This is a genomic window from Halomicrococcus pelagicus (assembly GCF_050954125.1).
The window spans coordinates 93,337-119,673 of sequence record NZ_JBPBWC010000004.1 but is presented as its reverse complement, the minus strand read 5'-3'; the positions used below and the strand labels follow the sequence as shown (position 1 = coordinate 119,673).

Below are 26,337 nucleotides of genomic sequence, written 5' to 3'. Positions count from 1 at the left end.
TATGGCCATCGACACCGCCGACGAGTCGGCGACGCGCGACCTCGAAGAAATCATCGAAACGCAGCACGACTGGCGAGAGCGGATCCTGCTGTGGGTCGACGACCATCTTCAGTGGTTGCTGACGCTCCCTGCAGTGGTGATCCTGTTCGCGCTCACGTTCTATCCGCTGGTCCGTGCGGCGGAGATGTCGCTGCACCGGTTCCTCCCCGTGGGACGGTCCTACGTGGGACTGGAGAACTACGTGGACCTCGCCAGCAACGAGGCGTTCCTCCATTCGCTCTGGGTAACCGCGAAGTTCATCGGCATCGCCGTAAGCGCCGAGTTCCTGCTCGGGTTCGCTATCGCGATAGTGCTCAACAGAAATCTCAAGCAGCGGGGGCTCCTGCAGACGCTCATCCTCATTCCGATGATTCTGTCGCCGACCGTCATCGGACTCATCTGGCGGTTGCTGTACGCCCCGAACGGACTGCTCGATTTCCTCGCGCAACCGATCATCGGTCACAACGTCGGCTGGATCAGCGAACCGAACGTCGCGCTCTACTCGGTCATCCTCGCCGACGTCTGGCAGTGGACGCCGCTCGTCGTGCTGGTGATGCTCGCCGGCCTGCAGTCGATTCCGAACCACGTGCGCGAAGCGGCCATCATGGACGGCGCGTCGCGCCGCCAGCGGTTCATCGACATCACGCTTCCGTACCTCAAGTCGCTCATCGTGCTCGTGCTCATCATTCGCGTCGTCGACGCGCTCAGAGTGTTCGCCAAGGTCTTCATCCTGACCCGCGGCGGTCCGGCGAGTACGACCAACGTGGTCAGCATGGAGATGTACCGCGTCGCCTTCCGGTTCAACAACTGGGGGGAGGCGTCCGCGATGGCGATTTCGCTGCTCGTCATCGTCCTCGTGACCGCGATCACCTTCGTCAAAACGGCAAACGTCGAATTCTAACAGAACCATGGCTACAGAACCAGACGAACGACAACTCCCGTTCACGATGCCGACCCGGAGCGAACGCCTGTACGACCGACTCGTCGAAACCGGGGTCGCGAGGGGGTTGACGTACCTCGGACTCGGGGTCTATCTCGTCTGGACCCTGTTCCCCGTCTACTGGATGATCACTGGATCGCTGAAGACCCGGAAAACGCTACTGTCGTTCCCGCCGCACTGGCTCCCCTACGAGATGGGGTTCGGCAACTATCTGCAGTTGTTTGCCCAGCGCCCGGAGTTCACCCGGTTCATCGTCAACAGCGTCACGGTCACCATCGTGACGACGATCGTGGCGACGCTCATCGGCGCGTGTGCCGCCTACGGATTCGTCGCGTTCGACTTCCCGTACAACCTCGATTTCCACCTCCCGTTCTACATCCTCTCGACGCGGTTCATGCCGCCGATCGTGACCATCATCCCGCTGTTCGTCATCCTCCGCGATTTCCGGCTCGTGAACACGCTTCAGGGGCTCATTCTCGTGTACGTGATGTTCAACGTTCCGTTCGCGGTCTGGATGATGAAGGGATTCTTCGACGAGATTCCCCGGAGTATCATCGAGTCGGCGATCCTCGACGGGCATACGCACGCCGGGGCGTTCTTCAAGATCGTCCTGCCGCTCGTCAAACCGGGCCTCATCGCGGCCGCCATCTTCACGATGATAATCACCTGGAACGAGCTCCTGTTCGCCATCATCCTCACGTTCAACGAGTCGGCGATGACGCTCCCGGTCGGCCTCGCGTCATTCATCACGAAGTACTCCGTCGAATGGGTGAACATGACCGTGGCGGGAACCATCGCGCTGGTTCCCGTGCTCGTGTTCGCGTTCGTTGCACGCGATCAACTCGTGCGAGGGTTCAGCATGGGGGCGGTCGAGAAATGAACCGACCGAACGCGTCTTCGCTGAGGAAACTACAAGTACTCGCACGCTGTTACCACGTATCAAGGTGAACGTCGATGGTGCGCGTCAAATACGAGTCCGTCGAGAAGCGTTTCGGTGATACGCTCGCGGTCGAGGACATCGACATCGCGGTCGAGGACGGCGAGTTCGCCGTGCTTCTCGGCCCCAGCGGCTGCGGGAAGACGACGACCCTCCGATGTCTCTCGGGACTGACCGAGCCGACGTCGGGGCGGGTGTACCTCGACGACTACGACGTGACCGACGTCCATCCGAAGAACCGAAACACGGCGATGGTGTTCCAGAACTTCGCGCTGTATCCACACATGAACGTGCGGAAAAACATCGCCTACCCGCTGAAGGTTGCCGGAGTGGACAAGGCGACCCGCCAGGAGCGCGTCGACGAGGTCGCGGAGATGCTCGAAATTCCGGAGCTTCTGGACAGGGACGTCGGCCATCTCAGCGGCGGACAACGGCAACGGGTTGCTCTCGGTCGTGCTATCATCCGTCGCCCGTCCGTGTTCCTGATGGACGAGCCGCTGGCGAACCTCGACGCGAAGCTGAAGATCAGTATGCGAGGTCGAATCAAAGTTCTCCAGAAGGAACTCGGCATCACGACGCTGTACGTGACCCACGACCAGGAGGAGGCGATGACGATGGGGGACAAACTGATCGTGATGGATCAGGGGCACATCCAGCAAGTCGGCACCCCCGACGAAGTGTATCACGAGCCGACGAATCGGTTCGTCGCGGGATTCATCGGCTCGCCGAGCATGAACTTCATCGACGTGGAGGTCTCTGCGGACGGACTCGTCCGGACGCAAAACGTCGACGCGTTCGAGTATCGATTCGAGTCGGACGTCGCCGCACGCTACGCCGATTACGACCACGTCGAACTCGGGGTTCGGCCGCAGTATTTCACTGCCCGGTCTACGCCGGGCGACTACACCATCGAAGGGACGGTCGAAGTGACCGAACCGCTCGGCGACGAACAGATCATCGACGTCGTCGTCGGTGACGAGTCAGACGCGGCAATCGAACTGACGGTGAAAGCACCGAGTACCGTGGAGGCTACCCGCAACGAGCCTATCTGGCTCGGTATTCGGGACGAACTCGTCCACGGGTTCGACCCGGAGACCGGGCAACGTATTGCTCGTGAGGAAGACCGCGAACACCGCGTCGCCACCTCGGAGTACGGCCAAACGTGACAGCGGTCGGTACGCGCGGAACTCGTTGGTCACCCATCCGCGCTGAACCACTGTCCTACGGCGCGCCACTGCAGACGACGAAAGCGACGAAAAACGCGCTCCCCGCCGAGTCGCGTCCGTCGACCTAGCCAGTCGGGAACTACACCCGACGAGCGGAATCACCTCCCTACCCGTTGCCGTCCTCCGTGGCGGATTCGTGCTGAACCACCAGTACCGGACCGAGGAACCGCTCGGCAACCTGGTCGACTGGCATCCCGAACACGAACGTCACCAGGGACGGATCCGATTCGCCCATGACGACGGCGTCGAACGCCGCAGCGGCGTCGACGATCGCGTCGAGGACGTCTCGGTCGCGTTCGATTCGCGTCTCGATCGCCGACCCGTCCATCCCGAGATCCGTCGACCGGTCCGCTACCTCATCCAGGACCGCCTGGACATCATCGTCGGTTTCGTCCGCACCCGCTACGTGATACAACGTCACGGGATATCCGTGTCACCGAACAAGCCAGCGACGATTCGGGCGAGACGGTCCGCCCCGACGGTACCGCGAACGGCGACGAGCACCTCCTCTGGCGGTACGGTCGCGTTCGGGATGAGGACGGCCAGACAGTCGTACTCGGCAATCATTCGGTCGATCGTTTTCTGCTCGTCGTGCGTAAACACGAGTCGTCGCTCGGTCGCCGCCCCAGCCTCTTCGAATATCGCTTCGTATTCGCCGAGCCTGTGGATGGCGCGTTCCTCGAACTTCATTCGAGCCTGTCCTAGAGCGGTCTGATCCGGAATGACGTGATATCCCAGCAACACGACGTGGGCGTTTGCGAGAAGTTCGGGAACGCCCTCCGGAATCGCTTCTCCTTCGAGCACGCGAATCGGAACGAGTATCGATGGTCGGTCTCTCATGGTCAGACGTCTCCTCTGAGTGTAACGTTCCCAGCGTAATAGCGGTACCAGAGGTACGACACGATCATGACTGCGATTCCGATACCGATGGACGCGGGTTGCATGAATGCGATCAGGCCGAAGCTGGCGAGCGCACCGAGGGTCGGTAACAGTGGATAGCCCGGCATCCGGTAACTGGGGGTGTACCAACCCGGACTCCGCCGTCGCAACACGATCATCGCGACGCAAATCAGTCCGTACATGACCAGGTGGAGGAACGAAGCTACCTCCGCGAGCAACTCGACCTGGCCAGTAGCGACGAGGACGAGAATGGGACCGCCCGCTGCGAGCAACGCGACGTGCGGCGTACCGTACCGGAGGTTGATCGTGCTCGCGGTTCGCGGGAGTAAGGCGTCGCGGCTCAGCGCGTACACGGCCCGGGAGGCGCTGAGAATCGAGGCATTCGCGCTCGAAAACGTCGCCAACAGGCCGGCACACAGGATCGCTACCGCGCCGGGTAACCCGAGCAGGTCACGAGCAACCTCGACCATGGCCGTCTCCCCGAATCTACCCAGACGGTCCGCGCCGAACGCGCTCATCGCGACGAAAATCGTCACGACGTAGAACACGGTGACGACGAGTACCGAGCCGACCATCGCCAGCGGGAGATTCCGACCCGGCTGTTCGATCTCCCCAGCGACGGTTGCGACCTGAGCGAAGCCCAGATACGAGGTAAAGACCAGTGCAGCGGTCGTCAACACCGGGAAGTAGCCCTTGGAGAAGAATGCCTCCGAGATGGTTTCGCCACCGAAAACGCCGACAGCGTCGAGGGTACCGTACGTGAGGAAGCCAGTCAGAACTACGAGGAGAACAGCCACCACGCCGTTCTGGAGTTTTGCGGTGTTCTCCGTTCCGCCGATGCTCAACACCGTCAATCCTGCACCGAACAGCAGTCCGGTCACGACAATCGGATCGAACGAGAGTCCGACGCCGATTTCGGCGAGGATGGCAGTCGAGTAGTGCCCCAGACGGACGAGATAGAACGCGGAGGCGAACACCAGACCCAGCCACAGGCCGAGGCCGACGATCGCACCATAGGGCGTTCCCATCCCTCGCGAGATGAAGTAGTAGCCACCACCGCTTCGAGGCATCGCCGTGGCGAGTTCCGATGCCGGGAGGGCCACCAGTAATGCGATGATGCCTCCGATTGCGAACGAGAGAGTGGCCGCGAGACCGGCATTGTTTGCCGCCAGACCCGGGAAGACGAAGATGCCCGCGCCGATCATGGTGCCGATTCCGATCGCCAACCCGCCGACGAGGCCGATCGTCCGCTCGAGTTCGACGTCGTCGTCGTGGACAGTGACGTCATTTGTTACTGCTTCCGGCTCTTCGGCAGGTGCCTCACCAGCGACGTTCCTCCCCGTCGCTTCCACGTCGACAGGCTGGTCGGCCATGTGACGTCGTCATTTCAACCTCTGGACAATTATGAGTAGCGGCCACCCGCGTACTACTCGACTGCCCGTCGACCGGCTCGAAGGCTTCCCTCCGTTCGTTCTGGCTCTCTCCTGGCCACGTTCTCACCTGCGGGACCGGCGATTTGATATCGCTGTATAGGATTTATAAAAATAGAGATGGCCGTTTCCGAGGGGTAGGAATCCTGTTGCGGCCATCTTCATCAGAAGTGGTGGTGTGCGACCTACTTCCGGTTATATCCCTAAACGGAAGTGGATTCGACCGAATCGACGCCCTGGGGGAAGCACGAAATGGGGTTCCACCAGCGAACGGCTGGTTGCTGGCCGAAATTCCGTACCGCGGAGAGGGTGAACCGCCTCGGGGTCACGCCCCGAGGCACTCGGCCTGCTCCGCCTGTAGAATCGACCAAGCGGTATCAAGTTAGTGTAGTAACTAACAGCGGGGAAGGCGCTTTTAGAGATGTCCGCTAACTACTTCCGAGCTATCGGACGACGGTGACGGTGACGGGCGACTCGCGGACGACGGCCGTCGCGACGGTTCCCAACAGCCGCCGGGTAGCGTCTCCGCGCTCGCCGCCGTGCCCGCCCATAATGACGTGATCGACGTCACGATTCTCGACGTACTCGAGGATCGTCTCTGCAGGATCACCCGTCTCGACGACCGTTTCTATGGTCCGGCCTTCAGTTGCTGCTCGATCTTCGGCGCGCTCGATCAGCCGGTCGGCCCGTTCCCGTGCGGTCGTCCGTCGCCTTTCGTCCGGTTCCAGTATGCCGCCCTCGCTCATCGTGGCGTCCAACGGAGTGACGATGTTTAGCACAGTTACTCGACAGTCGAAGACTGTGAGAGCGTGCGTCAACGCTTCGTCCGCCAGCGGCGAGCCGTCCAGTGGGACGAGCACGTGTACGGGAGGCATACGGATGCTTGGCGGACGATACGTATAAGTGGCTATGGAATCTCTCGCCCACACATAAACTTGAGCGAGTACTCAGGTGCGGAGAACGACGAAAAACTGTAACCTTGCAGGGTGGTCGCCGCCGAAGGTAGTGCGGTCCTTCCCACTCGGTCATGGTCACCAGCAGAGGGCAACGGAGCTAGCGCTTCAAAATACGATGAGAAAAGAACACCACGGCGAGCGCCCGCGACTTCCTCGCGCCCTTCTGGGTGTCGACGGAGCCGCTCAGCTACATCGGCTGGGGAAAAACGACGCAACTCGGCTATGGCCTCGGTCTCGCGATGGGGGCCAAATTGGCACGCTCGGACAAGCTCTGCGTTAACGTCTGGGGCGACGGTGCCATCGGCATGACCGGGCTCGACTTCGAAACCGCCACTCGCTACGACATCCCCGTCCTCTCCATCTTGGTGAAAAACTTCGAGATGGCGGGCTCCGAGACGCCGTTCGGCGGCGATTTCGGAACGGTAGCTGAAGGACTCGGCGCTTACAGTGAGCGCGTCGAAGACCCCGCCGAAATCGCCGCCATCGAGCGTGGCGTCGAGAAGACCAGGGAGGGGACGCCCGTCTTGCTGGAGTTCATCACCGCCAAGGAGACGGAACTCTCCAAGCCCGACCTCGGCTGAGCTTCGAGACCGTTCTTCGCATTCGCCACTGACGACGGGGGGCCGACTCGCAAGCGGTACTACGAAGTGGGAGGTGACCATCATGGCGAATGGAACAATGGATCACGTACGCGAAGACGACCGAATCGTCGTTCGCCTCGACCCCGGCGAGGAAGTCCTCGACTCGCTCGAGACGCTGCGCGACGAGTACGACATCGAGAACGGCTTTCTGACCGGCATCGGGGCCGTCGATCGGGTCACGCTAGGCCACTACGACGTCGACGCCCAGGAGTACAGCGAGGAGGAGTTCACGGGCCAGTTCGAGGTGACGAGCTTCCTCGGAAATATCGGGCCGGACAAGATACACACCCACATTCAAGTGGCGAACGACGCGTTCGAGTCGCTCGGTGGCCACTGCTCGGGGGCCAGAGTCTCGGGGACGTTCGAAGTGCTCGTGACTCTCGGCGAGACGTCGCTCACGCATCGACTCGACGAGCGGACCGGCCTCGACGTGTTCGACATCTAGTCGGCCGACCCCGACTCTCCCGGCCCAACTCAGTCGAGACTCGGAAACGCTTCGACGTTGTACTCGAGGGTCGCGCCGGTGCTTGCGACGTACGGGACGAGGCGCTCGTGGTGGGAGCCGTGAGATCGGAGGTCGACCGAACTCCGGCCGCTGCCTGCGAGGCCTACGAGGAGATACTTTCGAACGTTCACCGCGGAGCCCCGATGCAGACATCGAGGGCGTGCTGGTCCAACCGCAGATCGAGGACGGCGTCGAGGCGCTTGTGGGGGCTCCCACCGACCCCGAGTTCGGCCCGCTCGTGGCGGTGGGGCCCGGCGGAACGCTCGTCGAACTGCTCGACGAGCGCGCGTTGCGGGTTCCGCCCATTACGACGGAGGAAACGACGGACGCGATCGCCGACGCGCATCGAGATGCGCTCCTCGCGGAGTCCGCTGCCGACGCGGCCGCGCTGGCCCATCTCCTCGTCCGAGTCGGCGACCTCGCGGTCGAGTTACAGTCGGTCGCCGAACTCGACCTCAATCCAGTACTCGTTAGCGAGGACGGCGTCGCGGTCGTCGATGCCTTAGTCCGCAACCGGTAACCCCCGGAATTATAGTTCGACGTACCGCATACGCAAACCGATGGTTCATCGCTTCAGGGACACTGTCCCGCTGTCCAAACAGCAACGGCTGGTGCGTCGAAGTATCAGGGAGATCTGTGGTACGCCATCAACGGCCAGAAGATATGGACCTCGCGGATCGACCAGAGCGATTATCTCGTCCTCGTCGCCCGCAGCACTCCCAAATCTGAGGTCGAGAAGGACACTCGCGGTATCTCGATGTTCCTGGTCGGCCTCGACGACGCCGTGGCGCAGGGCGCGCTTGACATGGAGCGGATTTCCAAGTCGGTTAGCGAGTTCGTCCACTCGTACGAACTGTGGTTCGAAGACCTCCACGTCCCAGAGGAATACCTGATCGGCGAGGAGGGATCGGGTTTCTACCAGGTCCTGAATGGGCTGAACGAGGAACGACTCGTCATCGCCGCCGAGTGCATTGGACTCGGAGAACTGGCTATCGAGCGTGCCGTCGAATACGCCAACGAGCGCGAGGTGTTCGGCCGTCCTATCGGGAAGAACCAGGCCGTACAACACCCGCTCGCGGACGCCCACGCCCACGTTCAGGCCTCCAAACAGATGACGTACGACGCCGCCGATGCGACCGCGGAGTCGAGCGACGAACTCGGCGCGCGGGCCAACATGTCCAAGTACCTCGCAGCGGAGGCGTGTTTCGAGGCCGCCGACGCCGCGGTCCAGACCCACGGCGGGTTCGGGGTCGCGACCGAATACGACGCCGAGCGGTACTTCCATGAGGCGCGACCCACGCGATTAGTTCCGATAACCCAGCAGCTCGTGCTGAACTACGTCGGGGAGAGGGTGCTCGGACCGCCTCGATCTTACTAACGTCCCCCCGCGAAAGTTTTAGTACCGCCTCAGTTAGCTATGTAATCGGTACGATGGTGGATACCGATAACTCCGACGCCGACGACGAGGATGCTTCCGTCCAGGACGATGCGAACTCCCGACAGCTCGTCTCGGGGTGGCAAGGACGCTATTACGAGGACTTCGATGTCGGGGATATCTACAAACACCCTTACGGGCGGACCGTGACCGAAACCGACAACGTCTGGTTCACGAACGTCAGTATGAACCTCAATCCGATGCACTTCAACGAGGCGTACGCCGCGGAGACCGAGTTCGGCGAGCGACTCGTCGATGGAACGTACGTCATCGCGCTGGCCGTCGGCATGAGCGTCATCGACGTCTCCCAGAACGCGACCGCGAACCTCGGTTACGACGATATTCGACATCACGCGCCGGTGTTTCACGGCGATACTATCTTCGCGGAAAGCGAAGTCGTGGACAAACGGGAGAGCGAGTCCCGAGACCACGTCGGCATTGTGACGACCGAGTTGCGAGCGTACAATCAGCACGACGAACTGGTACTGTCGCTCGAACGAACGCCGATGGTGCTGAAACGCGAACACGCCCAACCGAGTGCCGCCACGCCTCCAGGGTGGATCGAAGGGGTCGGGACTCAGCCCGAAGACCTCGACTGAGAAGCCTCGTTCGCCATCGCCGAGTCGAACACCGCACGCTACCGCCTCGAACGCCAGTAGCAGAATGGCCTTTTCTGTCTCGTCTGGCCGTTTCACCGGAGTATCGTCGAACGCGCAGTCGGAACGAGGCCAATACCGTTTCGCCGTTGCCGAATCGAGGCGTAAATGGGCCGATATCCTACCTTTCGAAGCTTACTCGGCAGTTTCGCTACCCTAACCCGGGAACAGTACGGTGAAACCTCCCGTATCGGCGCGAATATCGATTCATGAGGGCCGAACTATAAGTAGTTGGATGTAGAACCAGGAGATAGGCATGTCAAGAAGTGGCACGGGCGGCCGAACGGTCAAGGCAACCGAAACTGCATTCGCTATCATCGAAGGACTCGAGGAACTCGACGGAGCGCGAGTGACGCAGCTGGCCGAGCACCTGGAACTCGCCAACAGTACGATACATAGCCACCTCGCAACGCTATACGAGATGGGTTACGTGGTGCAGGAAGGTGACGAGTACCAACTCGCCTCGCGCTTTCTCAAACTGGGCAAGACTGCGAAGAAACGCAAGGAGGCGTTCGACCTTATCGAACCCAAGGTAAAAGAACTAGCCGAGGAAACGGAGGAACGATGTCAGTTCATCGTCGAAGAACACGGCCGCGGCGTCTACCTCCACAAGGAAACCGGTAGTAGAGCGGTCTGGACCGACTCCGGCCTCGGTAAGCGGATCTATCTCCACGCGACCGCCGCTGGAAAGGCGGTGCTTGCGAACCTCCCCGAGGAACAGACCAACCAGATTCTCGACCAGTGGGGACTGCCTGCCCTGACGGATAATACCATCACGGACAGGGCTACTCTTTTCGACGAACTGGACACCATCCGCGAGCAGGGGTTCGCGGTTAACAAAGAGGAGAGTACGGAGGGACTTCGGGCGGTCGGCGTTCCCATCAAGGACAGTTCCGGCAGAATGGTCGGGGCACTGAGCGTCTCCGGACCGAGTCACCGGATGAAAGGTGAATGGTTTAACCGGGAAATTCCGAACCTGTTACTCGGAACGGGGAACGAACTCGAGTTGAATCTGAAGTATTCATAAACAAACGGGTCGACACGACCGGCCACCGTCGCTCTCGGTTGTCACCGCCATCGATGCTTCACTGTGGCATAGCGGACGACTAACGGCTGTTTCGGGACTTACGAGACGGTACACCGTCGAAAGTTGCGTTCCCTCTCTCAGCGACAAGCGATCCGCTAATCTTTACAAAGGTAGTACTGTAATGTCTGGCGGAACGCCGTTTCGAGGCTACCCCAGTTCCCCACCGTCCGACGGATAGAACGAACGTGCAGTTCACGCGTTTGAGCCCAGACTAAACCAAGAACTTCTCCGAGGGACGCTTCCCACGGCTTCTCCGGGATGTAGCGAGCGTGAGGGGCTGCAATACCTTGAAAGGCGTTCACCATCCGCTCTTGTTCTCTTCTACCAGTCGGCGTCGATCCGCCCGCTGAGCCAGTCATCCTGCGACATATCGACCTACACCCTTCAAATTTCCCCGACAAGATGATTGCTGACAATCTTGTTCACCGTCTCGTCAAGAACTGTAACGAGCGACGAAGTAAGGTCCATCTGGTAACCAACGAGTACGAACTGACGAGGAGGGGCGAGCAACTCGAAGTGTACTCGACGGGTGACGACGAGTACCTACGACCCTTGCGGGCGATCGTACCCAGTCGACGAACTCTTCGAAGATGGCGACTGTGTCTATCTCCGGACGATACAGATTCCTATTACAACACCAGGACTGTAATATAACGGGAACAGGACAAGTGCAGCCTTGAACACCAGAAATCCGAGGGCGACGACCGAGACGCGTTTCGAAGAACTCCGGACGACTCGCCACGAATTCGCCGGCGATACACAGACGCCGAGCAGGACGATTCCAGTCACGTCACCGACCTCATATAGGAAGCGAACTAGCTCAACAATGGCGAAAGTGAAATCGCCGAGGTTGAAGACGAACCGGCGGCCCGCAACGACGTTGGGAAGCACTGAGAGCGTTCACGAGGAGTTTCACCGACTTTCGGATGGGGTTAACTGGATCGAGGCGCAGGTGGTCAAGGAGTTCGTCCAGTATCCGGTTCCGTCCACGTGTGGGGTGATTCCAGTCGTCTCGTCATTGTTCTTTAGAATTGGTCCAATTTAGCAGAGCTAAATTGGTCAGGAATAGGAGAGATTGATTCCGATAACGTTCGCAGCGCGAGTTACGAGTTCGGGAATAGTATCGTGAAGACGGTCCCCCTCCATACGACTCGCCGGGCCTGCTACGCTGACAGCACCTTGGATCCGGTCATCGTTAGTGATGACTGGTGCAGCCACACAGCGAATGCCTTTTGCTCTCTCTTCCATATCGTACGCGTATCCTCGCTCTCGAACGTCTTCGAGCGTCTCGAGAAGCTCCTCGCGATTACTAACCGTATTTTCGGTACTCGGTGCGAGGCCGTGTTGGTTAACGATCTCGGTCACGTACTCCTCCGGGAGATGCGCTAGAATTGCTTTGCCAAGGCCTGTCTGATGGAGGTAGACGCGAGAGCCAACGCCAGTATCCAGAGAAAGTGCGTTCTCTCCTTTCGCACGGTGCAAATATATTCCTCGGCCATGTTCTTCGACGAGAATATTACCAAGCTCACCCGTCTCTTCGGCGAGTTTGTCCACTTCTGCAGCGCCAACGTTGAGAATCGTCTGCTGGTTTTTGACGTTCTCACCGAAGGTGAAGAATCGGAGACCGAGCTGATACTCGTTTCCCTCTTTGACCACCAGTTCAGCCTGTTCGAGGGTCGAAAGGTGATTGTGTACCGTGGCTCGGGTCGTATCAAGCTGTTCCGCGATTTCGCTTATCCTGGCTCCGTTACGTTCGTGAATTAGATTCAGTATACGGGTAGTAGTTTCTACGGCCATCACGGGGTTCTTTGCTTGTTTCATATTTGCCCGATTGGCATACACCCACATAAAGATTATTTAGCTTCGCTAAACAATCTTCCCAGCACAGTCTTTCGATATAAATCAGTCGCAATATCTGAACCCGAAAACCCGGGCTCTCGAAACAGACTGTAAGCATCGCTAAATCGCCTGATCGCCGCTTTGTAGGGGAAATTTTTATCCCGTCGGTGTCCGATGTCCCCACTGCTAACGATGGACCATGGAATAGATGGGCATACCGCTCTGGTTGCGGCATCCAGTAGCGGCCTCGGAAAAGCTGCAGCGAAAGCACTCGCAAGTGAAGGTGCAAATGTCGTCATCAACGGTCGTGATGAAGACCGGCTCGAAGACGCCGTCGAAGACGTTCGAGACGTTGCCGACGGCGAAGTCGTTGGAGTACAAGCGGATCTCACGGACCCAGACGACATCGAACGGCTTGTCGACCGCACCGTCGATACGTTCGGAGGACTCGACCACCTTGTAACGAACTCGGGTGGACCACCGAGTGGTCCGTTTCTCGAAATGACCGACGAAGACTGGTACGACGCCTACGATCTGCTCGTGATGAGCGTCGTCCGCCTCGTTCGCGAAGCTGCGGACCATCTTCGTGAAGGCAACGGCGGTACGATTGTTACCATCACCTCCCGTAGCGTCAAGGAAGCGATCGGTTCACTCGTGCTCTCGAATTCCGTTCGCATGAGTGTCGTTGGTCTCGAAAAGACACTATCGAAAGAACTGGCACCGGAGGTGCGGGCAAACGCTGTTCTGCCTGCACCTCACGAGACTGCACGCCAACAGGAACTCATCGAGGACGCCGTCGAACGCGGAGAATACGACTCCTACGAGGAAGGACTGGCTGCGAAAGGAGAAGGAAACCCACTCGGCCGTATCGGGGATCCGATGGAACTGGGCGAGGTAGTCGCATTCCTCAGCTCCGAACAGTCGAGTTTCGTTAACGGAACTGCGATTCCTGTCGACGGTGGACAGGGAGCTTCAAACCTCTAACGAGCGTATGCCTCGATTAGCACGCACGACAGACGGTACGCCGTTACTCGGTGACGAAGACGGGTTCGTCCCCCTCTCATCTGCAGACCCATCGCTCACATCCGTCAAAGACGCGCTTCCACGAGCGGCCTCTGGCGCCCTACCGACGCCGGATGACGCTGTTGCACAGCGCACGTCGGCAGCGGAGCTGTCGATCGCAGCACCGCTGGAACGCCCTGGCAAGCTCTGGGGAATCGGTCTGAACTATGCAGACCACGCTGCGGACTTGGACGAGGACCGTCCCACTGAACCGGCGAGTTTCATGAAACCCGCGTCGTCCGTGACGGGTCCAGACGGTCCGATCCGGCTACCGCCGACGGACATCACCGACCACGTGACCGCCGAAGCTGAACTCGCGGTCGTCATCGGGCGGATGTGCTCGAATCTCGCCGAGAACGAAGTGGACGACGTCATCGCAGGGTATCTTCCCGTCATCGACATGACGGCGGAAGACATACTTAACCGGAACCCGCGGTTCCTGACCCGGGCGAAAAGCTTCGACACCTTCCTCGTGTTCGGACCATCGCTGCTTACGACCGACGAGGTCGGCTTGCTCGATGATCTTACGGTTCGGACGATACGCAACGACGAAGTTGTCGCCGAGAACGGCGTGCGGAACATGATGACGCCGCCACGAGAACTGGTTTCGTTCCATTCCAAGGTGATGACGCTCGAGCCGGGCGACGTTATCTCCACCGGGACGCCAGGAGCAGTTCACATAACACCGGACGACGAGGTTCGCGCCGAAGTCGACGGTGTTGGTAGCGTTGTAGCTGATGTTGTTTAAGCAAACACCGACGAACAATCAACCCGAACGATCGAAATTGAAACAGAGAATCCAACCATGAAAGTCACAGAAGTCGAAAGCTTTGCCGTATCGATTCCGCTCGAAGAGCCTGTCGCGTTCGCAACCCGCGTCGTCGAACAGCGAGATCACGCGATCGTCTACGTGCGAACAGAAGACGGCACCGAAGGCGTGGGATACACGCTCGGCTATGGCGGTGCGGACGTCGTTGCCAAGGCTGTCGAAGACGTCCTCGCCCCGATGATAGAAGGTGAAGATCCGCGCGACACGTCACGCCTCTGGCGAGAGATGTTCGATGGGACGGTACAGATCGGTCGTAAAGGCGTGATGCTGCGCGCGATCTCCTGTATTGACATCGCTCTCTGGGATATCAAGGCGAAGGCCGCGGATATGCCGCTCTACAAACTCCTCGGCGGTCACGCCGAAGAGGTTCCCGCATACGCTAGTGGCGGGTACTACCGCGAGGACAAGGGGCTCGAAGGGCTTCGCGAGGAGATGGAACGTTACGTCGACCGTGGCCACGACGTGGTAAAGATGAAAGTCGGCCGGCAACCGCTGGAAGAGGAGGTTGAGCGGGTTCGGGTCGCTCGTGAGGCGATCGGGCCGAATCGCACCCTTCTCATGGACGCAAACGGGAAGTGGAAGAACAAACAGGAGGCCGTACGATCGTGCCGGGCGTTCGATGAGTACGACCCGTACTTCATCGAGGAGCCGGTCATGCCCGATAGTCTCGACCTCTACAGCGAGGTTAACGAATCGCTCGATTACGCCGTCGCCGGTGGAGAACTCGAGTTCAGTCGGTACGGCTTTGCCGACCTGCTCCGGGAAGATGCTGTCGAAGTCATTCAGCCCGACGTAACGGTCGTCGGTGGAGTCACCGAGTGGATGCGCGTCGCCAACATGGCCGCGTGTCACGACATTCCCGTTGCACCCCACTACAACTGGGATCTTCATATCCAGCTCCTCGCGGCCATCGAGAACGGACTCTGGATCGAGTACTTCTACAGGGACTCGGACGTCAAGGCGTTCGACGACGTCCTCGAATATCCGATCGAACCTGAGGACGGTATGATTCAGCTGCCGGACCGTAGCGGCCACGGTGTAGAACTCAAACGAGACGCACTCGAGGAGTTCCGCATCTAAGCGACGGTTCCGGACCGTTCTCGAATCAGAGTTCGAGTCGCTCGTTCACGTCTAACTCGGTGACGGATGGTAACTCACCGTCAGTGCGAGCGGCCAGCTCGGTCTCGAACTCGTCTACTTCATCGCTGCCGGGGACGTAGTGTACCGGTACGATATGCTCGACGTCGAACCACGATGCAGCTGTCGCCGCATCACGCGGGGGAAGCGGGGCTCGGTCCCCCGGAGCGCCACCTACGGGAAGCATCACTACGTCAGGATCGTTCTGTTCGACGAACAGTTCGAGGTCGCTGAACAGCGACGTGTCCCCCACGTAGTAGAGGCTGCTGTCCGAGAATTCGAAGTGGAATCCGATGGGCATCCCCGACAATCGCTGGTTCGTCGATTCGAAATACGAGAGGTGACGAGTCTCGAGGACGCGGACGCCGATACCGGCGACCTCGAACTCGTTACCCCAGATCACTCGCTCGACCTGTTCGGACGGTAGCCCTTCGTCGACGAGATGGTCTGCGACGGCAGGTTCGGTGAACACCTGGGCGCCGGACGTTTCTGCGATAGCAGCGGCGTCTCCGAGATGGTCATAGGCACCGTGTGTGACGAAGATACACTCGACATCCGCGAAGTCGGAGATCGCCACGTCGACCCACTCCGGTTCGGTAAGCCATGGATCCACGAGTAGATGTGTGCTTCCGTGTTCGATGCTGAACGACGACAGGCCGTAGTATTCGAGTTCGGTTTCCGACGGCATCGTTCACGAATGTGGACGCAGGCTATAATACTATTTTGCCGCTGGCACCTGAACCTTTTTGACGCAGGGGTGAGAAACAATAGCACGTAAGCTATGACGACCAACGTCCTCCTTACTGGACCGTTCGGCCGGGTAGGAACTGCGATTATCGAACACCTAGCGGACCGCGACGAGTACGAGTTCACGTACCTCAATCGTTCGGACCGTGATGGCTTCGACACCGTCGTCGCTGACGTATCGAACTACGACGAGATACGGCCCGCGTTCGACGATCAAGATGCCGTCGTTCACCTCGCGGGCTACCCCGAAACTGACGGGACGTGGAAAGAAACACTCGAGAACAACATCATCGGAATGTACAACACGCTAGAAGCGGCGAAGGACGCCGGCGTGCCGAAGTTCGTCTTCGGGTCGACGAACCACGTCGTCGGGATGTACGAGGTCGAGTTCAGTCCCGAGATTTACGAGCAAGACTTCGATCTCACTGTCGATCACACGTCTCCCCGGCGTCCGGACTCCTACTATGGCTCGTCGAAATCCTTCGACGAGGACCTCGGACGGTACTACGTCGAGAACTACGATGCTCCGGAGCAGTTCTACGCGCTACGAATCTGCTCGGTGCGTCACGAAGAGTACGACCATCCGTATGGCGATGCCGAACACGGCGTTGACGACGGTGACTGGGAACGTGGCAGTGACCAGTACGAGGAGAAGGTCGCCCGGATGAAGGCGATGTGGCAGTCTCGGCGGGATCTGGCCCATCAGGTCGAGTGCTGTCTGCAGGACGACGACGTCGAATTCGATGTCTTCTATGGCGTCAGCGACAACGACCGTCGCTGGTTCGATATCGACCACGCTCGCGAGGTTATCGGCTACGAACCGCGAGACAATGGCGAGGAGTGGGACGCCCCGCCAGAGGATCGGTGACTCCATGACGGACAAGCTACTTCTGGACGTCGATCCCGGCATCGACGATGCACTCGCAGTTCTGATGGCGCTTGGGAACGACGATGTCGAGGTCGTCGGGCTTTCCACGGTGATGGGGAACACGACGATCGAGAACACGACGGAAAATGCCCTCGCGCTGTTGGAGTTCGTTGACCGCACCGACGTGCCAGTCGCGCAGGGAGCGTCACGTCCACTCGCGGACGACCTTGTGATGGCCGAGTACATCCACGGCCCTGGCGGTGTTCCCGAGAACGTCCGTGCTGCACTCCCTGACCCGTCGACCGACACCGTCGACTCTCACGCTGTCGATTTCATCATCGAACAGGCTCGCGAGCACGGCGACGACCTGACGATCGCTGCCGTTGGCCCCCAGACGAATATTGCCCTCGCGATGGCACTTGAACCCGAACTCCCGGAGATGGTGGGCGACATCTACCAGATGGGTGGGGCGCTGAAGACGACGGGGAACGTGACACCGCAAGCGTCGTTCAACTTCTATGTTGACGCCGCGGCCGCTGCTCGCGTCGTCCAGGACGGCCGGCCGAAGATCGTCGGACTCGACGTGACCGAACCGGCGTATCTTCTGCCGGCGGCGCGAGAGGGCTTCCGTAATCGAGGAGCGTTTGGCGACGTTGTCGCAGACATCCTGGAATACAAAGCACAGGGTCCTGACGGTGTGGTCGCTGAAGGTGGTTCCATCACCAGCGACGCAGTCGTGCTTGCCAGTATCCTCGGGGATCCAGTGACGTTCGAGGAGGTGTACGTCGAGGTCGACACGACGGGCGGCCCCTCGAACGGTGCGACGATCTACGACGAGCACGGCGTCTACGAGCAGTCGCCGAACTGCGAGGTCGCGCTGGATGTCGACGTCGACCGCTGTCGTGAGATCGTGCTGTCGAATTTGGAGGCGCTGGTCTGACGAATCTCTCAAAGAAAACATGGACAAGATACTCGCAATCGTCGGACCATCGGAAACAGACTTCGAACTCCTGGAAGAGGCTGGAGCTATCGCTGCCACGGCTGACGTAGAGGTCGTCGTCCTCTCGCTCGTCATCGACGGCAGTGACTATGCGTCAGTCGATCGGATGCAGTCGTGGGCTGACCGGGACGCCAGCAGCGGACCGGGAGAGACCCCGGCTGACGTGGCCGCTCACTTTGCGGCGTCGGCTGGGGCCGATGTCCTCGATTCCCTGCAGGTGACGTACACATCCGTCGGTGATTCCGTCGAGGATACGCGACCTTCGGCGAAGGTGATCGATGTGGCAGAGAATCATGGCTGTGATCACGTGTACGTCGCGAATAGGAGCCGGTCGCCGGCGGGGAAGGCACTGTTCGGTGAGATGGCGCAATCGATTATTCTCGGCTTCGATGGTTTCGTGACGGTTCGTACGGTTAACGAGCTGTAATCTCCGTTTCTTTTTGGAGCGAATTGGCAACTGAGATTAACCCCAATTTTTAATTGTTATCGTTATACATTGTTATGGTACAGCGTATCAACTATGAGCGCCACAGCCGACTCGAACAGCCGTATCGAACGGCTCCAGGAAAGTGTATCAGCAGATTTCACAACGACAACGTGGGTCCTGATCCCGATCGGTATCGGTATCAACGCCATCGGCGGATTCATCGCTAGCACGCTGAAACTCCCGTTGTTCCTCGATAACATCGGGACGATGCTCATCGGTATCCTCGCCGGGCCTTGGGCGGCGGTTGTAACGGGAGCGTTAGCCAACATCGTTCAGGCAATGCTCGGGAATCCCGTCCAACTTGCATTCATGCCAGTCCCGATTGTGATTGGCTTCGTAACGGGCGTGTTGGCTCGTCGCGGCTGGTTCGATAGCGTCAAGAAAGCAACCGTCCCGGCTGTCGTCTTGACGTTCGTTGCCTGGATCATTGCAACGCCCATCGTCGTTCTCGTCTTCGGCGGTGTCACCAGTTCCGGGACTAGCCTCGTCACCGCGACGCTCGTCGCGAGCGGCCGGAGCCTCATCGAAAGTGCGGCCTCGGCCCAACTGGCGGTTGAGTTCGTCGACAAGGGTGGCTCGACGTTCGTCGCATACTTCATCGGGAAGTCCGTACCCACCCGTTTCCTTCCACCACAGGGGCAAGATATATATTCGTAGTTGAGACACGATATGGTATGGCACGACGGAGCACTGCCCACAACCAGCATACTTTCAACCGAACACTAAACCATGGCTGAGAAGGACACATCAATATACCAACCCGGCGAGAGCGTTCTCCACCGGCTAAACCCCGTCACAGAAATCATCCTCGCTGTTTGTCTCTCGCTCATCGTCTTCATCGCCCCCGATTACCGAGTCGCACTGGTACTGGCCGTCGCCTTGCTTGGGTTCGTCTTCATCGCCAGAGTCCATAACCTAGTGCTACGACTCTATGGCGTCGTTGCCCTACCGTTCGCTTTCTTCCTGCTCCTTGTTCAGGGCATCTTGGCACCAGGGAAGAAAGTCACGCCACTCCTCTCGATTGGTCCCGTTACCATCTGGGAGCAAGGGTTCGTATCGGCTAGACTCATCTTCCTCCGTATCTCGGTGCTAATCCTGGCGTTTCTCCTTCTCGCTACTACGGCACAACCACAGCGCATCCGTATCGCTCTCATCGAGAAAGGTGTTCCGAACAAACTGGCGTACGTGTTCGTGGCGTCGCTCCAGATAATCCCGGAGATGCGCGACCGAGCACAATCGATCACGGAAGCCCAACAGGCACGTGGACTCGATACGAAAGCGAACCTCCGAACGAGACTTCAATCGATAACGGCATTGATGGCCCCACTGCTCATCAGCACCCTTATTGTCGCGAACACACGCGCACTCGCACTCAATGCAAGGGGATTCGAAGCAACGGGGCAGCGGACGTTCCTCTACGACATTCCCGACTCGACAGGTGAACAAGCGTTACGTTACATAGCCGGTGGTGCCGTCATCGCCACACTTGCATGGAGGATTGTCGCATGAGCCAACTCGAACTATCAGACGTTACGTTCCAGTACCAGACGCAGCCGGACGACGAGTATGCAGTTACCGACACCTCACTCGCCATCGAAAAGGGAAGCTTCGTTGGAATCACAGGACCAAGTGAAGCAGGTAAGGCGACGATCTGCCGGCTTCTCTCCGGACAGATTCCGCACTTCTACAACGGAGACCTTTCCGGGACAGCAACGGTCGACGGAACGCCAACGAGTGAGCAGTCTATCGGTGAACTCTCGAAGAAAATCGGATTCGTCTTCGAGAACCCGTACGACCAGATGACTGGCGCGACGTCGACGGTGCTCGAAGAGGTTGCGTTCGGGCTTGAAAGCCGTGGCCTCACCAGCCGGGAGATGCGAGAGCGCGCGAAGGAAGCGCTCGCCGTCATTGGCGTCGAAGACCTCATTGACCGCGACCCCCAGCAGTTGTCCGGTGGCCAGTGCCAACGGGTTGCCATCGCGTCGGTCATTGCGATGCAACCCGAGATTCTCGTCCTTCAGCAGCCCACAGCGCAGCTCGACCCCGAAGGCACTGAGGAAGTGTTCGATATCGTCAGCGACATGAACGATGAGGAGTACACCGTCATCATCGTCAGTCAAGAGCTCGAACAGCTCGCCCCACATCTGGATCGACTGCTGTACATGGAGGACGGACAGATCCGCCTCGACGACTCGCCACGAGCGATCCTTACTCGTGCTGTCGAAACGGACCTCCCTATCCCCGTCCCAACGACTATCGAAATCGGTCATCGTCTCCGCACGGCTGGAGCTATTCCGGAGGACGAACCAGTGCCGCTGACGGAAACGGAATGTCTCACCGAACTCCAACGCCTCGTCCCGGCACCAGCGTCGCCTAGCGGGGATGCCGCAGTAGAAACACGGAGTGACGGGAGCACGATCAACCGACCGTCGTCCTCGAACAGGAGCGATCGCGACGAGCCAGTCGTCCTTGACGATCTCCACCACACGTACGCAAGCGGCGTCGAGGCGCTTAGCGGCGTCTCGTTCTCGCTTGAGGATGGGTGTGTCTGTCTGATCGGACAAAACGGCGCGGGGAAGTCGACGCTGGTGAAGCACTTGAATGGCCTCCTCAGTCCGACCGAAGGTGCAGTGTACGTGCGAGGCACAGATACCCGCGATGCGACGGTCGCGGAACTCGCACACGATGTCGGTCTAAGCTTCCAAAATCCCGACGACCAGCTATTCCACAATTCAGTCGAGGAGGAAGTAGAGTACGGTCCCAGAAATCTAGACTACGACGAAGACGAGGTCGAGAAGCAGACCGAACGTGCGCTCGAACTGTTCGAACTCACCGAGCGACGGGAAGAGAACCCCTACGACTTCGGGGAACCGTGGCGCAAACGAGTCGCTGCGGCGTCCATCGTCGCGATGGACACGCCCGTGATCGTCCTTGACGAGCCCACGAGTGGACAGGACGCCCCGGGCCGGCAGTGTCTCGGCAACGCCGTCGAGACGCTCGTCGATCGAGGCAAGCTTGTCGTCGTCATCACGCACGACATCGACTTCGTTCGCGAACACGCTGACCGGACAATCCTGCTCTCGCAGGGGTCAGCGATCGCTGACGGTGACACGCAAACGGTGCTCGGCGACCCCGAAACCCTTGCTCGCTCGAACGTTCATCCACCGACCGTAACCCAATTCGGCTTGAAGCTCGGCGTGGGACCTGTTATGTCCGTAGACGAATTGTTCGACGCGATCGAAGCAAAATAACTACGAACCAGAAGATAATTACCACAACCACAACGAAATCCGCTATGAGCCAGAAACTACTGCTAGACGTCGATCCAGGTAACGACGATGCAATCGCTCTGTTCATCGCGCTCGGCTCCGACGAGGTCGACCTCGTCGGCGTTACGACCGTGATGGGGAACACGACGATCGAGAACACGACCGAAAACGCTCTCACACTCCTCCAGTACGTCGACCGCACCGACGTGCCAGTCGCACGAGGGGCCTCGCGTCCACTTGCAGACGAACTCGAAACTGCAGAGCACGTTCACGGGCCCGGCGGTCTTCCCGAAGAAGTCAGAGCAGATTTCCCCGAATGTAGTACGACCCCAATCGATACCCACGCTGTCGATTTCATCATCGAGCAAGCTCGCGAGCACGGCGACGACCTGACGATCGCCGCCGTCGGCCCTCAGACGAATCTCGCACTCGCACTTGCGAAAGAGCCGGCTCTTCCGGAGATGGTGGGTGACATCTACCAGATGGGCGGAGCGCTGAAGACGACGGGGAACGTGACACCGCAAGCGTCGTTCAACTTCTATGCTGACGCCGCGGCCGCTGCTCGCGTCGTCCAGGACGGCCGGCCGAAGGTCGTCGGACTCGACGTGACAGAGCACGTGTACGTCGACACCGAAGATATCCGTGCCCTCGCCGAGGAGCCCGCACCTCTCTCCACCATGGCGTCTATCCTCGAGTTCAGTATCGAAGAGGTGCGTTCGAAGTTCGGTCACGACGGTGGTCTCGCGAGCGATGCTGTCGTGCTCGCCGACATCGTCAACGATGCGCTGGAGTTCGAGGAGGCGTACGTCGAGATCGACACGACGGGCGGTCCCTCGAACGGTGCGACGATCTACGACGAGCACGGCGTCTACGAGCAGTCGCCGAACTGTGAGGTCGCACTTGGCGTCGACGGTGAGCGGTACGCCGAGACCGTCCTCGAATCGTTGCGTTCGTTCGGGGAGTAACTTCCCGCATTCGCACGGCAGCTCGTCGAGGAAAACCAAATCTTTCTCCGACTATTTCCACCCAATCGTCGTTACCCTCGATATTTCTAGTAGAATCCTTTCCACGGCTGCTGGGCTCTGGGTGAAAATAATTCGTTTCTGGCGGGGTTTCAGGAGAGCGCTTGTTGGCCCTGCATTGGGAGATAGCGCTGAGGGACTGCTTCCGCAATCAGATAGGCTGCATACGCCATGATAGTTTTGTCGACGATATCGACGATTAACTGAGAGAGCAAGGCGCTTACCGCGATATTGAGGCCAGATGCGACGAAGAGGCTCGTAACGACGCTCATGCCGGCACTCGTTACGCCGCCGAAGACGACGACGACGACCGGGACTGAAAAGACCACTGACGTAAGCCCGATCAGTACTCCGGCGATGACGACTTTTCTTGCGTTTTCGAACAAACCTCGGCGAGCGAGGAACCCGGCCACGAGTCCCATGGCGATGGGTGACATTACGAACGCCATCTGTATCGGATTTCCGATCATTCCGCTGACGACGTTACTCAGTCCGCCGGTCAGTGCAGCTGCCCACGGTCCGACCAGGATGGCCAACAAGATGGTCCCGATATTGTCGAGGAACAGCGGGAGTTTCAGCGTGTTAGCGATGAAACCACCTGCGGCGTTCAATCCGATGCCGACTGGAATCAGGACCCACGTCGTCGTTGATGAGAAATCGGAGCCGATCTGCGATTTAAGCGATCCGAACCTGCTAGTCGTATCACTGGTGCTGTCTGCCATTGACTACCACACAGGTGGTTTCCCTCTTTAACTATTAAAATTACTGGTCAGAGTCGAGAATAACGGGAGAGAAAGAAACTCGCAAGCGTGTACGTCAACGACAGACACTCACCGATAATTCCATGACTGCCTACAGTGAGGGTCGAGAACGATACTGAATTTAGAATCGTAGTATCCAACTGAGGAGTGACACCGTACAATTCCTATACACAAATATCGATAGCCGGCCCGCACGGAGTAGTCGCTACTCGGTAAATTCCGAAGAGCGGTTGGCATACTCGTTGACTGTAGCAACCAGGTCCTCTGGCTCTTCGACGATCTCGTCGAGAACACCGTAGACCATCGCATTGTATGGTTCGTCCCTGGCGAAAACACGTCGATCCGTTTTCAGGCCGATGACGGGGATATCGTGTTCGTACGCGATAGCTGCCTCGATAACTGTCCCCTCAGATGGAACGCGACCGTCGAGGGTTGCGGTCACGACGTCTGCCTCGAGCACGCCATTGCGGTCGATTTCGAAGATCTCCTGGAGTACATCCTGGGTCGTTGCGTTCTCATCGTTCATCACCTCCAGTTCGCCAATATCGCCGACATCTCTCTGCGGAAGGAAGACGTCGTAGCCTTCTGCTTCGAGCATTCCACACACTCGTTCGTTGAAATCTCGTTCTGCCTGGTTGAACAACGGACCCGCAAAGTACACGTCCATGTGTAGCAATCACGTCCACCCACTACTTAAAATGATGCTATACTCTACCAAATGTTAGGTGTGTGCTGTCGAAGATAGAGCGACGAATTCTCTGGACGAAACTACCTCTCTGACAGCGCTACAGAGGGCTTGAGAAACGGTCTCTTGTCCGCTACTGCCCCGACTGTCCAGCGTCGTGTTTGTTGACCGCTTCAACAAGTGCCTCAGGGGTATCGACCCGCTGCTGGAACAACCCATGCAGCATGGCATTGTACTCTTCTTGCCGACCGAAGGTGCGTCGGTCAGTCTTGAGCGCGATAACGGGAATGTCGTGATCATAGGCGAACGCCATTTCGACGCAGACGCCTTCGGAAGGGACACGGCCGTCGAGCGTGGCCGTAACAATATCCGCGTCCAGCACGTTCTGTCGATCAAGTTCGAAGATCTCCTGCATCGCCTCTTCTTCACTCTTATCCTCAACGAGGACGTTGCTCTCAAGACCGTCCCGCTGAGGAAGGAAGACGTCGTGTCCTTCCGCTTCGAGCATGCCGCAAACGCGTTTGTTGAACTCTAATTCTGCTTCCGTGAATAACGGAGCTGCGAAATAGACGCTCTTAGACATCCTGTAATACATTCCCCAGACGGATAATAAATATTGGGTGCAAGAACGGATTGTCGGTTCCAGGTTCTCTGGGGACTACCGCTGCTGTGCCTGGACGCCTTTCAAGAGACCTTTGAGGTAGCCGACAGTATACGTACGGCCTGTGACGCTCCCGAACTCCCAGTCGGTGTCTCCTTCCATAGCCGGGACGTGATCGGGAGTCATCACGCCCGAAAAGCCGATGTCCTGGAGGGTTTCCATCACTTCGAACTCGTCGAAGTTACTGGCCTCGTCGTCGAGAAACGTTTCGTGGAACTCAGGGACAGTACCGACAACATCGCGGAAGTGGACGTACACGATATTTTCACCGCCGAAGTGCCGAAGGACGTCTGGAATATCTTCGCCCATCTCCGACCAACATCCGAGGCAAAACTTGAGGCCATGGTTGTCACTCGGAACCAGATTCATCACGCGTTTAAAGTTCTCGAAATTCCGGAATAGAAGAGGAACACCGCCTAGTTTCTCCACAGGAGGATCACTGGGGTGGACACCGAGTGTAACCCCTGCCTCCTCAGCGACAGGGAGTATCTCTGAGAGGTACTCTTCGTACGCCGACCAAATCTCTTCTTCGTCGTACTCTCGGTCGTAGAGCAACGTCTCGTCATCGATATGCTCGTCCGAGAATGCGGATGCTTCGGCACCACCGCGTATCTCTACTGTTCGAGAGGTACGAACGGCCCCGTCTGGTGGATGGCCACTATATCCTAAAACAGGAACACCGGCCCGACCCAGATTCCGAATCGTCGTCTTGATTGCCTCAGTTTTCTCTTCACCGTTCTCGTCTCCGAGCAGAATCTCGTACAAGGGAATCGGCATCTTCTCGAATGCAAACAGACGAAGTCCATGTGATTCGATACGGTCCTGTACAGATGTGATTTCATCGTACGTCCAGGCTCGCCCCATTGGCATTGCCGAATCGAATCCAGAATGACGATGCGGAGTAAGCAGTACGTCCTCAACGCCTAGCTGCTTCATCAATTGCAGTAGATCGTCCGTCAGTGGCTTGTAACTACCCATCGCCACCCGCATTGATAGGTCCTCAAACCGATCCTGGCTTTCCGCTTCACTATCAGAACGTTGAACGGGCATCGAAGAGAGGTTAGTTGCAATCCTATATAATAGTTGTAGATGGAACGATCTGTACCTCCTCAAAAATCTAGACCAACTGTTTCCTTTACGGAATGGAATGGTAGTTATCTCTATGTTTAAACCAACACTCCGTCTTCGACTCGTTCTTACCTACTACGTCACCGAAGC

27 protein-coding genes and 3 pseudogenes are annotated in these 26,337 nt (G+C 58.6%); 19 read left to right on the top strand and 11 right to left on the bottom strand.

The window, feature by feature from the left end; translation table 11 throughout:
* Position 1: 1 nt before the first annotated feature.
* The 3 genes from ACRYA2_RS10375 (at position 2) to ACRYA2_RS10365 (ending at position 3,082) form a co-directional block, all read left to right on the top strand.
* Positions 2 to 940 (top strand): carbohydrate ABC transporter permease, encoded by a 939-nt coding sequence (locus ACRYA2_RS10375; protein WP_433627390.1) that lies wholly within the window; start codon positions 2 to 4, stop codon positions 938 to 940.
* Positions 941 to 947: 7 nt separating this feature from the next.
* On the top strand, positions 948 to 1,859 hold the full coding sequence (locus ACRYA2_RS10370; RefSeq protein ID WP_433627387.1) for a carbohydrate ABC transporter permease: 912 nt from the start codon (positions 948 to 950) through the stop codon (positions 1,857 to 1,859).
* 74 nt (positions 1,860 to 1,933) lie between these two features.
* Positions 1,934 to 3,082 (top strand): ABC transporter ATP-binding protein, encoded by a 1,149-nt coding sequence (locus ACRYA2_RS10365; protein WP_433627384.1) that lies wholly within the window; start codon positions 1,934 to 1,936, stop codon positions 3,080 to 3,082.
* 166 nt (positions 3,083 to 3,248) lie between these two features.
* On the opposite strand, the pseudogene ACRYA2_RS10360 reads toward ACRYA2_RS10365, so the two are convergent.
* The 3 genes and pseudogenes from ACRYA2_RS10360 to ACRYA2_RS10350 all read right to left on the bottom strand — a co-directional run bounded on the left by ACRYA2_RS10360 (position 3,249) and on the right by ACRYA2_RS10350 (position 6,347).
* Positions 3,249 to 3,982 (bottom strand): annotated as a pseudogene (locus ACRYA2_RS10360) (universal stress protein).
* Positions 3,983 to 3,984: 2 nt separating this feature from the next.
* Positions 3,985 to 5,415: an APC family permease gene (locus ACRYA2_RS10355; protein ID WP_433627381.1), complete on the bottom strand. Its 1,431-nt coding sequence runs from the start codon at positions 5,413 to 5,415 to the stop codon at positions 3,985 to 3,987.
* A gap of 500 nt (positions 5,416 to 5,915) precedes the next feature.
* Positions 5,916 to 6,347 carry a universal stress protein gene (locus tag ACRYA2_RS10350; RefSeq protein ID WP_433627379.1) on the bottom strand — a complete coding sequence of 144 codons (432 nt, stop codon included), beginning with the start codon at positions 6,345 to 6,347 and terminating at the stop codon, positions 5,916 to 5,918.
* Positions 6,348 to 6,571: 224 nt separating this feature from the next.
* On the opposite strand from ACRYA2_RS10350, the pseudogene ACRYA2_RS10345 reads away from it, so the two are divergent.
* Together ACRYA2_RS10345 and ACRYA2_RS10340 are read left to right on the top strand one after the other, a co-directional pair.
* Positions 6,572 to 7,009: pseudogene (locus ACRYA2_RS10345) on the top strand (thiamine pyrophosphate-dependent enzyme); the annotation flags it as partial.
* Positions 7,010 to 7,106: 97 nt separating this feature from the next.
* Positions 7,107 to 7,514 carry a PPC domain-containing DNA-binding protein gene (locus tag ACRYA2_RS10340; protein WP_433627783.1) on the top strand — a complete coding sequence of 136 codons (408 nt, stop codon included), beginning with the start codon at positions 7,107 to 7,109 and terminating at the stop codon, positions 7,512 to 7,514.
* A gap of 29 nt (positions 7,515 to 7,543) precedes the next feature.
* Here ACRYA2_RS10340 and ACRYA2_RS10335 read toward each other — a convergent pair whose 3' ends face one another.
* Positions 7,544 to 7,705, bottom strand: coding sequence for a hypothetical protein (locus ACRYA2_RS10335; RefSeq protein WP_433627796.1), 162 nt, complete (start codon positions 7,703 to 7,705; stop codon positions 7,544 to 7,546).
* Between ACRYA2_RS10335 and ACRYA2_RS10330 the strand changes: the two genes are divergently transcribed.
* The 4 genes and pseudogenes from ACRYA2_RS10330 (at position 7,639) to ACRYA2_RS10315 (ending at position 10,692) form a co-directional block, all read left to right on the top strand.
* Positions 7,639 to 8,094 carry an acetate--CoA ligase family protein gene (locus ACRYA2_RS10330; protein ID WP_433627781.1) on the top strand — a complete coding sequence of 152 codons (456 nt, stop codon included), beginning with the start codon at positions 7,639 to 7,641 and terminating at the stop codon, positions 8,092 to 8,094. The two genes, ACRYA2_RS10335 and ACRYA2_RS10330, sit on opposite strands and share 67 nt — an antisense overlap.
* A gap of 117 nt (positions 8,095 to 8,211) precedes the next feature.
* Positions 8,212 to 8,952: pseudogene (locus tag ACRYA2_RS10325) on the top strand (acyl-CoA dehydrogenase family protein); the annotation flags it as partial.
* 53 nt (positions 8,953 to 9,005) lie between these two features.
* Positions 9,006 to 9,608, top strand: a complete 603-nt coding sequence (locus ACRYA2_RS10320) for a MaoC family dehydratase (RefSeq protein WP_433627376.1) — start codon at positions 9,006 to 9,008, stop codon at positions 9,606 to 9,608.
* A 313-nt stretch (positions 9,609 to 9,921) separates the two neighbouring features.
* The gene (locus tag ACRYA2_RS10315) at positions 9,922 to 10,692 is read left to right on the top strand and encodes an IclR family transcriptional regulator (protein ID WP_433627373.1); all 771 of its coding nucleotides are present in this window, start codon (positions 9,922 to 9,924) and stop codon (positions 10,690 to 10,692) included.
* A gap of 663 nt (positions 10,693 to 11,355) precedes the next feature.
* Here ACRYA2_RS10315 and ACRYA2_RS10310 read toward each other — a convergent pair.
* Together ACRYA2_RS10310 and ACRYA2_RS10305 are read right to left on the bottom strand one after the other, a co-directional pair.
* A complete protein-coding gene (locus tag ACRYA2_RS10310) occupies positions 11,356 to 11,643 on the bottom strand; it encodes a hypothetical protein (RefSeq protein ID WP_433627370.1) in 288 nt (95 codons plus the stop codon).
* Between the two features lie 168 nt (positions 11,644 to 11,811).
* Complete coding sequence (locus ACRYA2_RS10305) at positions 11,812 to 12,573, bottom strand: IclR family transcriptional regulator (protein WP_433627367.1); 762 nt, start codon at positions 12,571 to 12,573, stop codon at positions 11,812 to 11,814.
* A gap of 210 nt (positions 12,574 to 12,783) precedes the next feature.
* On the opposite strand from ACRYA2_RS10305, the gene ACRYA2_RS10300 reads away from it, so the two are divergent.
* From ACRYA2_RS10300 to ACRYA2_RS10290, 3 genes are read left to right on the top strand one after another with little or no spacing between them, the layout of a single operon-like run.
* Entirely contained in the window at positions 12,784 to 13,575 is a 792-nt protein-coding gene (locus tag ACRYA2_RS10300) for an SDR family oxidoreductase (protein ID WP_433627364.1), read from the top strand.
* 7 nt (positions 13,576 to 13,582) lie between these two features.
* Entirely contained in the window at positions 13,583 to 14,401 is an 819-nt protein-coding gene (locus ACRYA2_RS10295; protein WP_433627778.1) for a fumarylacetoacetate hydrolase family protein, read from the top strand.
* Between the two features lie 57 nt (positions 14,402 to 14,458).
* Positions 14,459 to 15,562 (top strand): mandelate racemase/muconate lactonizing enzyme family protein, encoded by a 1,104-nt coding sequence (locus tag ACRYA2_RS10290; protein WP_433627361.1) that lies wholly within the window; start codon positions 14,459 to 14,461, stop codon positions 15,560 to 15,562.
* A 25-nt stretch (positions 15,563 to 15,587) separates the two neighbouring features.
* Here the strand turns inward: ACRYA2_RS10290 and ACRYA2_RS10285 are convergent, their stop codons facing one another.
* Positions 15,588 to 16,307 carry a metal-dependent hydrolase gene (locus ACRYA2_RS10285; protein WP_433627359.1) on the bottom strand — a complete coding sequence of 240 codons (720 nt, stop codon included), beginning with the start codon at positions 16,305 to 16,307 and terminating at the stop codon, positions 15,588 to 15,590.
* 93 nt (positions 16,308 to 16,400) lie between these two features.
* Between ACRYA2_RS10285 and ACRYA2_RS10280 the strand changes: the two genes are divergently transcribed.
* The 7 genes from ACRYA2_RS10280 to ACRYA2_RS10250 all read left to right on the top strand — a co-directional run bounded on the left by ACRYA2_RS10280 (position 16,401) and on the right by ACRYA2_RS10250 (position 22,955).
* Entirely contained in the window at positions 16,401 to 17,234 is an 834-nt protein-coding gene (locus tag ACRYA2_RS10280; protein WP_433627356.1) for an NAD-dependent epimerase/dehydratase family protein, read from the top strand.
* 4 nt (positions 17,235 to 17,238) lie between these two features.
* Positions 17,239 to 18,174: a nucleoside hydrolase gene (locus tag ACRYA2_RS10275; RefSeq protein WP_433627353.1), complete on the top strand. Its 936-nt coding sequence runs from the start codon at positions 17,239 to 17,241 to the stop codon at positions 18,172 to 18,174.
* Between the two features lie 19 nt (positions 18,175 to 18,193).
* On the top strand, positions 18,194 to 18,661 hold the full coding sequence (locus tag ACRYA2_RS10270) for a universal stress protein (protein ID WP_433627350.1): 468 nt from the start codon (positions 18,194 to 18,196) through the stop codon (positions 18,659 to 18,661).
* A gap of 93 nt (positions 18,662 to 18,754) precedes the next feature.
* Positions 18,755 to 19,378 (top strand): ECF transporter S component, encoded by a 624-nt coding sequence (locus ACRYA2_RS10265; protein ID WP_433627347.1) that lies wholly within the window; start codon positions 18,755 to 18,757, stop codon positions 19,376 to 19,378.
* A 72-nt stretch (positions 19,379 to 19,450) separates the two neighbouring features.
* Positions 19,451 to 20,230, top strand: coding sequence for an energy-coupling factor transporter transmembrane component T family protein (locus ACRYA2_RS10260; RefSeq protein WP_433627344.1), 780 nt, complete (start codon positions 19,451 to 19,453; stop codon positions 20,228 to 20,230).
* On the top strand, positions 20,227 to 21,972 hold the full coding sequence (locus ACRYA2_RS10255) for an ABC transporter ATP-binding protein (RefSeq protein WP_433627341.1): 1,746 nt from the start codon (positions 20,227 to 20,229) through the stop codon (positions 21,970 to 21,972). Before ACRYA2_RS10260 ends, ACRYA2_RS10255 begins: the two co-directional genes overlap by 4 nt.
* A 44-nt stretch (positions 21,973 to 22,016) precedes the next feature.
* Positions 22,017 to 22,955, top strand: coding sequence for a nucleoside hydrolase (locus ACRYA2_RS10250; protein ID WP_433627338.1), 939 nt, complete (start codon positions 22,017 to 22,019; stop codon positions 22,953 to 22,955).
* 149 nt (positions 22,956 to 23,104) lie between these two features.
* Here ACRYA2_RS10250 and ACRYA2_RS10245 read toward each other — a convergent pair whose 3' ends face one another.
* The 4 genes from ACRYA2_RS10245 to ACRYA2_RS10230 all read right to left on the bottom strand — a co-directional run bounded on the left by ACRYA2_RS10245 (position 23,105) and on the right by ACRYA2_RS10230 (position 26,169).
* On the bottom strand, positions 23,105 to 23,734 hold the full coding sequence (locus ACRYA2_RS10245; protein WP_433627335.1) for an ECF transporter S component: 630 nt from the start codon (positions 23,732 to 23,734) through the stop codon (positions 23,105 to 23,107).
* 244 nt (positions 23,735 to 23,978) lie between these two features.
* On the bottom strand, positions 23,979 to 24,440 hold the full coding sequence (locus ACRYA2_RS10240; RefSeq protein WP_433627332.1) for a nucleoside 2-deoxyribosyltransferase: 462 nt from the start codon (positions 24,438 to 24,440) through the stop codon (positions 23,979 to 23,981).
* 151 nt (positions 24,441 to 24,591) lie between these two features.
* Entirely contained in the window at positions 24,592 to 25,041 is a 450-nt protein-coding gene (locus ACRYA2_RS10235) for a nucleoside 2-deoxyribosyltransferase (protein WP_433627330.1), read from the bottom strand.
* A gap of 75 nt (positions 25,042 to 25,116) precedes the next feature.
* Complete coding sequence (locus tag ACRYA2_RS10230) at positions 25,117 to 26,169, bottom strand: mannonate dehydratase (RefSeq protein ID WP_433627327.1); 1,053 nt, start codon at positions 26,167 to 26,169, stop codon at positions 25,117 to 25,119.
* Positions 26,170 to 26,337 lie beyond the last annotated feature (168 nt).

What these genes read in the sequence shown, in the direction of transcription:
- ACRYA2_RS10255 (WP_433627341.1), top strand. Translation starts at nt 20,227, where the DNA reads ATGAGCCAACTCGAACTATCAGACGTTACGTTCCAGTACCAGACGCAG.
- ACRYA2_RS10230 (WP_433627327.1), bottom strand. Translation starts at nt 26,169, where the DNA reads ATGCCCGTTCAACGTTCTGATAGTGAAGCGGAAAGCCAGGATCGGTTT.
- ACRYA2_RS10305 (WP_433627367.1), bottom strand. Translation starts at nt 12,573, where the DNA reads ATGAAACAAGCAAAGAACCCCGTGATGGCCGTAGAAACTACTACCCGT.
- ACRYA2_RS10315 (WP_433627373.1), top strand. Translation starts at nt 9,922, where the DNA reads ATGTCAAGAAGTGGCACGGGCGGCCGAACGGTCAAGGCAACCGAAACT.
- ACRYA2_RS10370 (WP_433627387.1), top strand. Translation starts at nt 948, where the DNA reads ATGGCTACAGAACCAGACGAACGACAACTCCCGTTCACGATGCCGACC.
- ACRYA2_RS10260 (WP_433627344.1), top strand. Translation starts at nt 19,451, where the DNA reads ATGGCTGAGAAGGACACATCAATATACCAACCCGGCGAGAGCGTTCTC.
- ACRYA2_RS10250 (WP_433627338.1), top strand. Translation starts at nt 22,017, where the DNA reads ATGAGCCAGAAACTACTGCTAGACGTCGATCCAGGTAACGACGATGCA.
- ACRYA2_RS10245 (WP_433627335.1), bottom strand. Translation starts at nt 23,734, where the DNA reads ATGGCAGACAGCACCAGTGATACGACTAGCAGGTTCGGATCGCTTAAA.
- ACRYA2_RS10240 (WP_433627332.1), bottom strand. Translation starts at nt 24,440, where the DNA reads ATGGACGTGTACTTTGCGGGTCCGTTGTTCAACCAGGCAGAACGAGAT.
- ACRYA2_RS10265 (WP_433627347.1), top strand. Translation starts at nt 18,755, where the DNA reads ATGAGCGCCACAGCCGACTCGAACAGCCGTATCGAACGGCTCCAGGAA.
- ACRYA2_RS10295 (WP_433627778.1), top strand. Translation starts at nt 13,583, where the DNA reads ATGCCTCGATTAGCACGCACGACAGACGGTACGCCGTTACTCGGTGAC.
- ACRYA2_RS10280 (WP_433627356.1), top strand. Translation starts at nt 16,401, where the DNA reads ATGACGACCAACGTCCTCCTTACTGGACCGTTCGGCCGGGTAGGAACT.
- ACRYA2_RS10235 (WP_433627330.1), bottom strand. Translation starts at nt 25,041, where the DNA reads ATGTCTAAGAGCGTCTATTTCGCAGCTCCGTTATTCACGGAAGCAGAA.
- ACRYA2_RS10270 (WP_433627350.1), top strand. Translation starts at nt 18,194, where the DNA reads ATGGACAAGATACTCGCAATCGTCGGACCATCGGAAACAGACTTCGAA.
- ACRYA2_RS10340 (WP_433627783.1), top strand. Translation starts at nt 7,107, where the DNA reads ATGGATCACGTACGCGAAGACGACCGAATCGTCGTTCGCCTCGACCCC.
- ACRYA2_RS10350 (WP_433627379.1), bottom strand. Translation starts at nt 6,347, where the DNA reads ATGCCTCCCGTACACGTGCTCGTCCCACTGGACGGCTCGCCGCTGGCG.
- ACRYA2_RS10375 (WP_433627390.1), top strand. Translation starts at nt 2, where the DNA reads ATGGCCATCGACACCGCCGACGAGTCGGCGACGCGCGACCTCGAAGAA.
- ACRYA2_RS10300 (WP_433627364.1), top strand. Translation starts at nt 12,784, where the DNA reads ATGGACCATGGAATAGATGGGCATACCGCTCTGGTTGCGGCATCCAGT.
- ACRYA2_RS10365 (WP_433627384.1), top strand. Translation starts at nt 1,934, where the DNA reads ATGGTGCGCGTCAAATACGAGTCCGTCGAGAAGCGTTTCGGTGATACG.
- ACRYA2_RS10320 (WP_433627376.1), top strand. Translation starts at nt 9,006, where the DNA reads ATGGTGGATACCGATAACTCCGACGCCGACGACGAGGATGCTTCCGTC.
- ACRYA2_RS10290 (WP_433627361.1), top strand. Translation starts at nt 14,459, where the DNA reads ATGAAAGTCACAGAAGTCGAAAGCTTTGCCGTATCGATTCCGCTCGAA.
- ACRYA2_RS10355 (WP_433627381.1), bottom strand. Translation starts at nt 5,415, where the DNA reads ATGGCCGACCAGCCTGTCGACGTGGAAGCGACGGGGAGGAACGTCGCT.
- ACRYA2_RS10285 (WP_433627359.1), bottom strand. Translation starts at nt 16,307, where the DNA reads ATGCCGTCGGAAACCGAACTCGAATACTACGGCCTGTCGTCGTTCAGC.
- ACRYA2_RS10275 (WP_433627353.1), top strand. Translation starts at nt 17,239, where the DNA reads ATGACGGACAAGCTACTTCTGGACGTCGATCCCGGCATCGACGATGCA.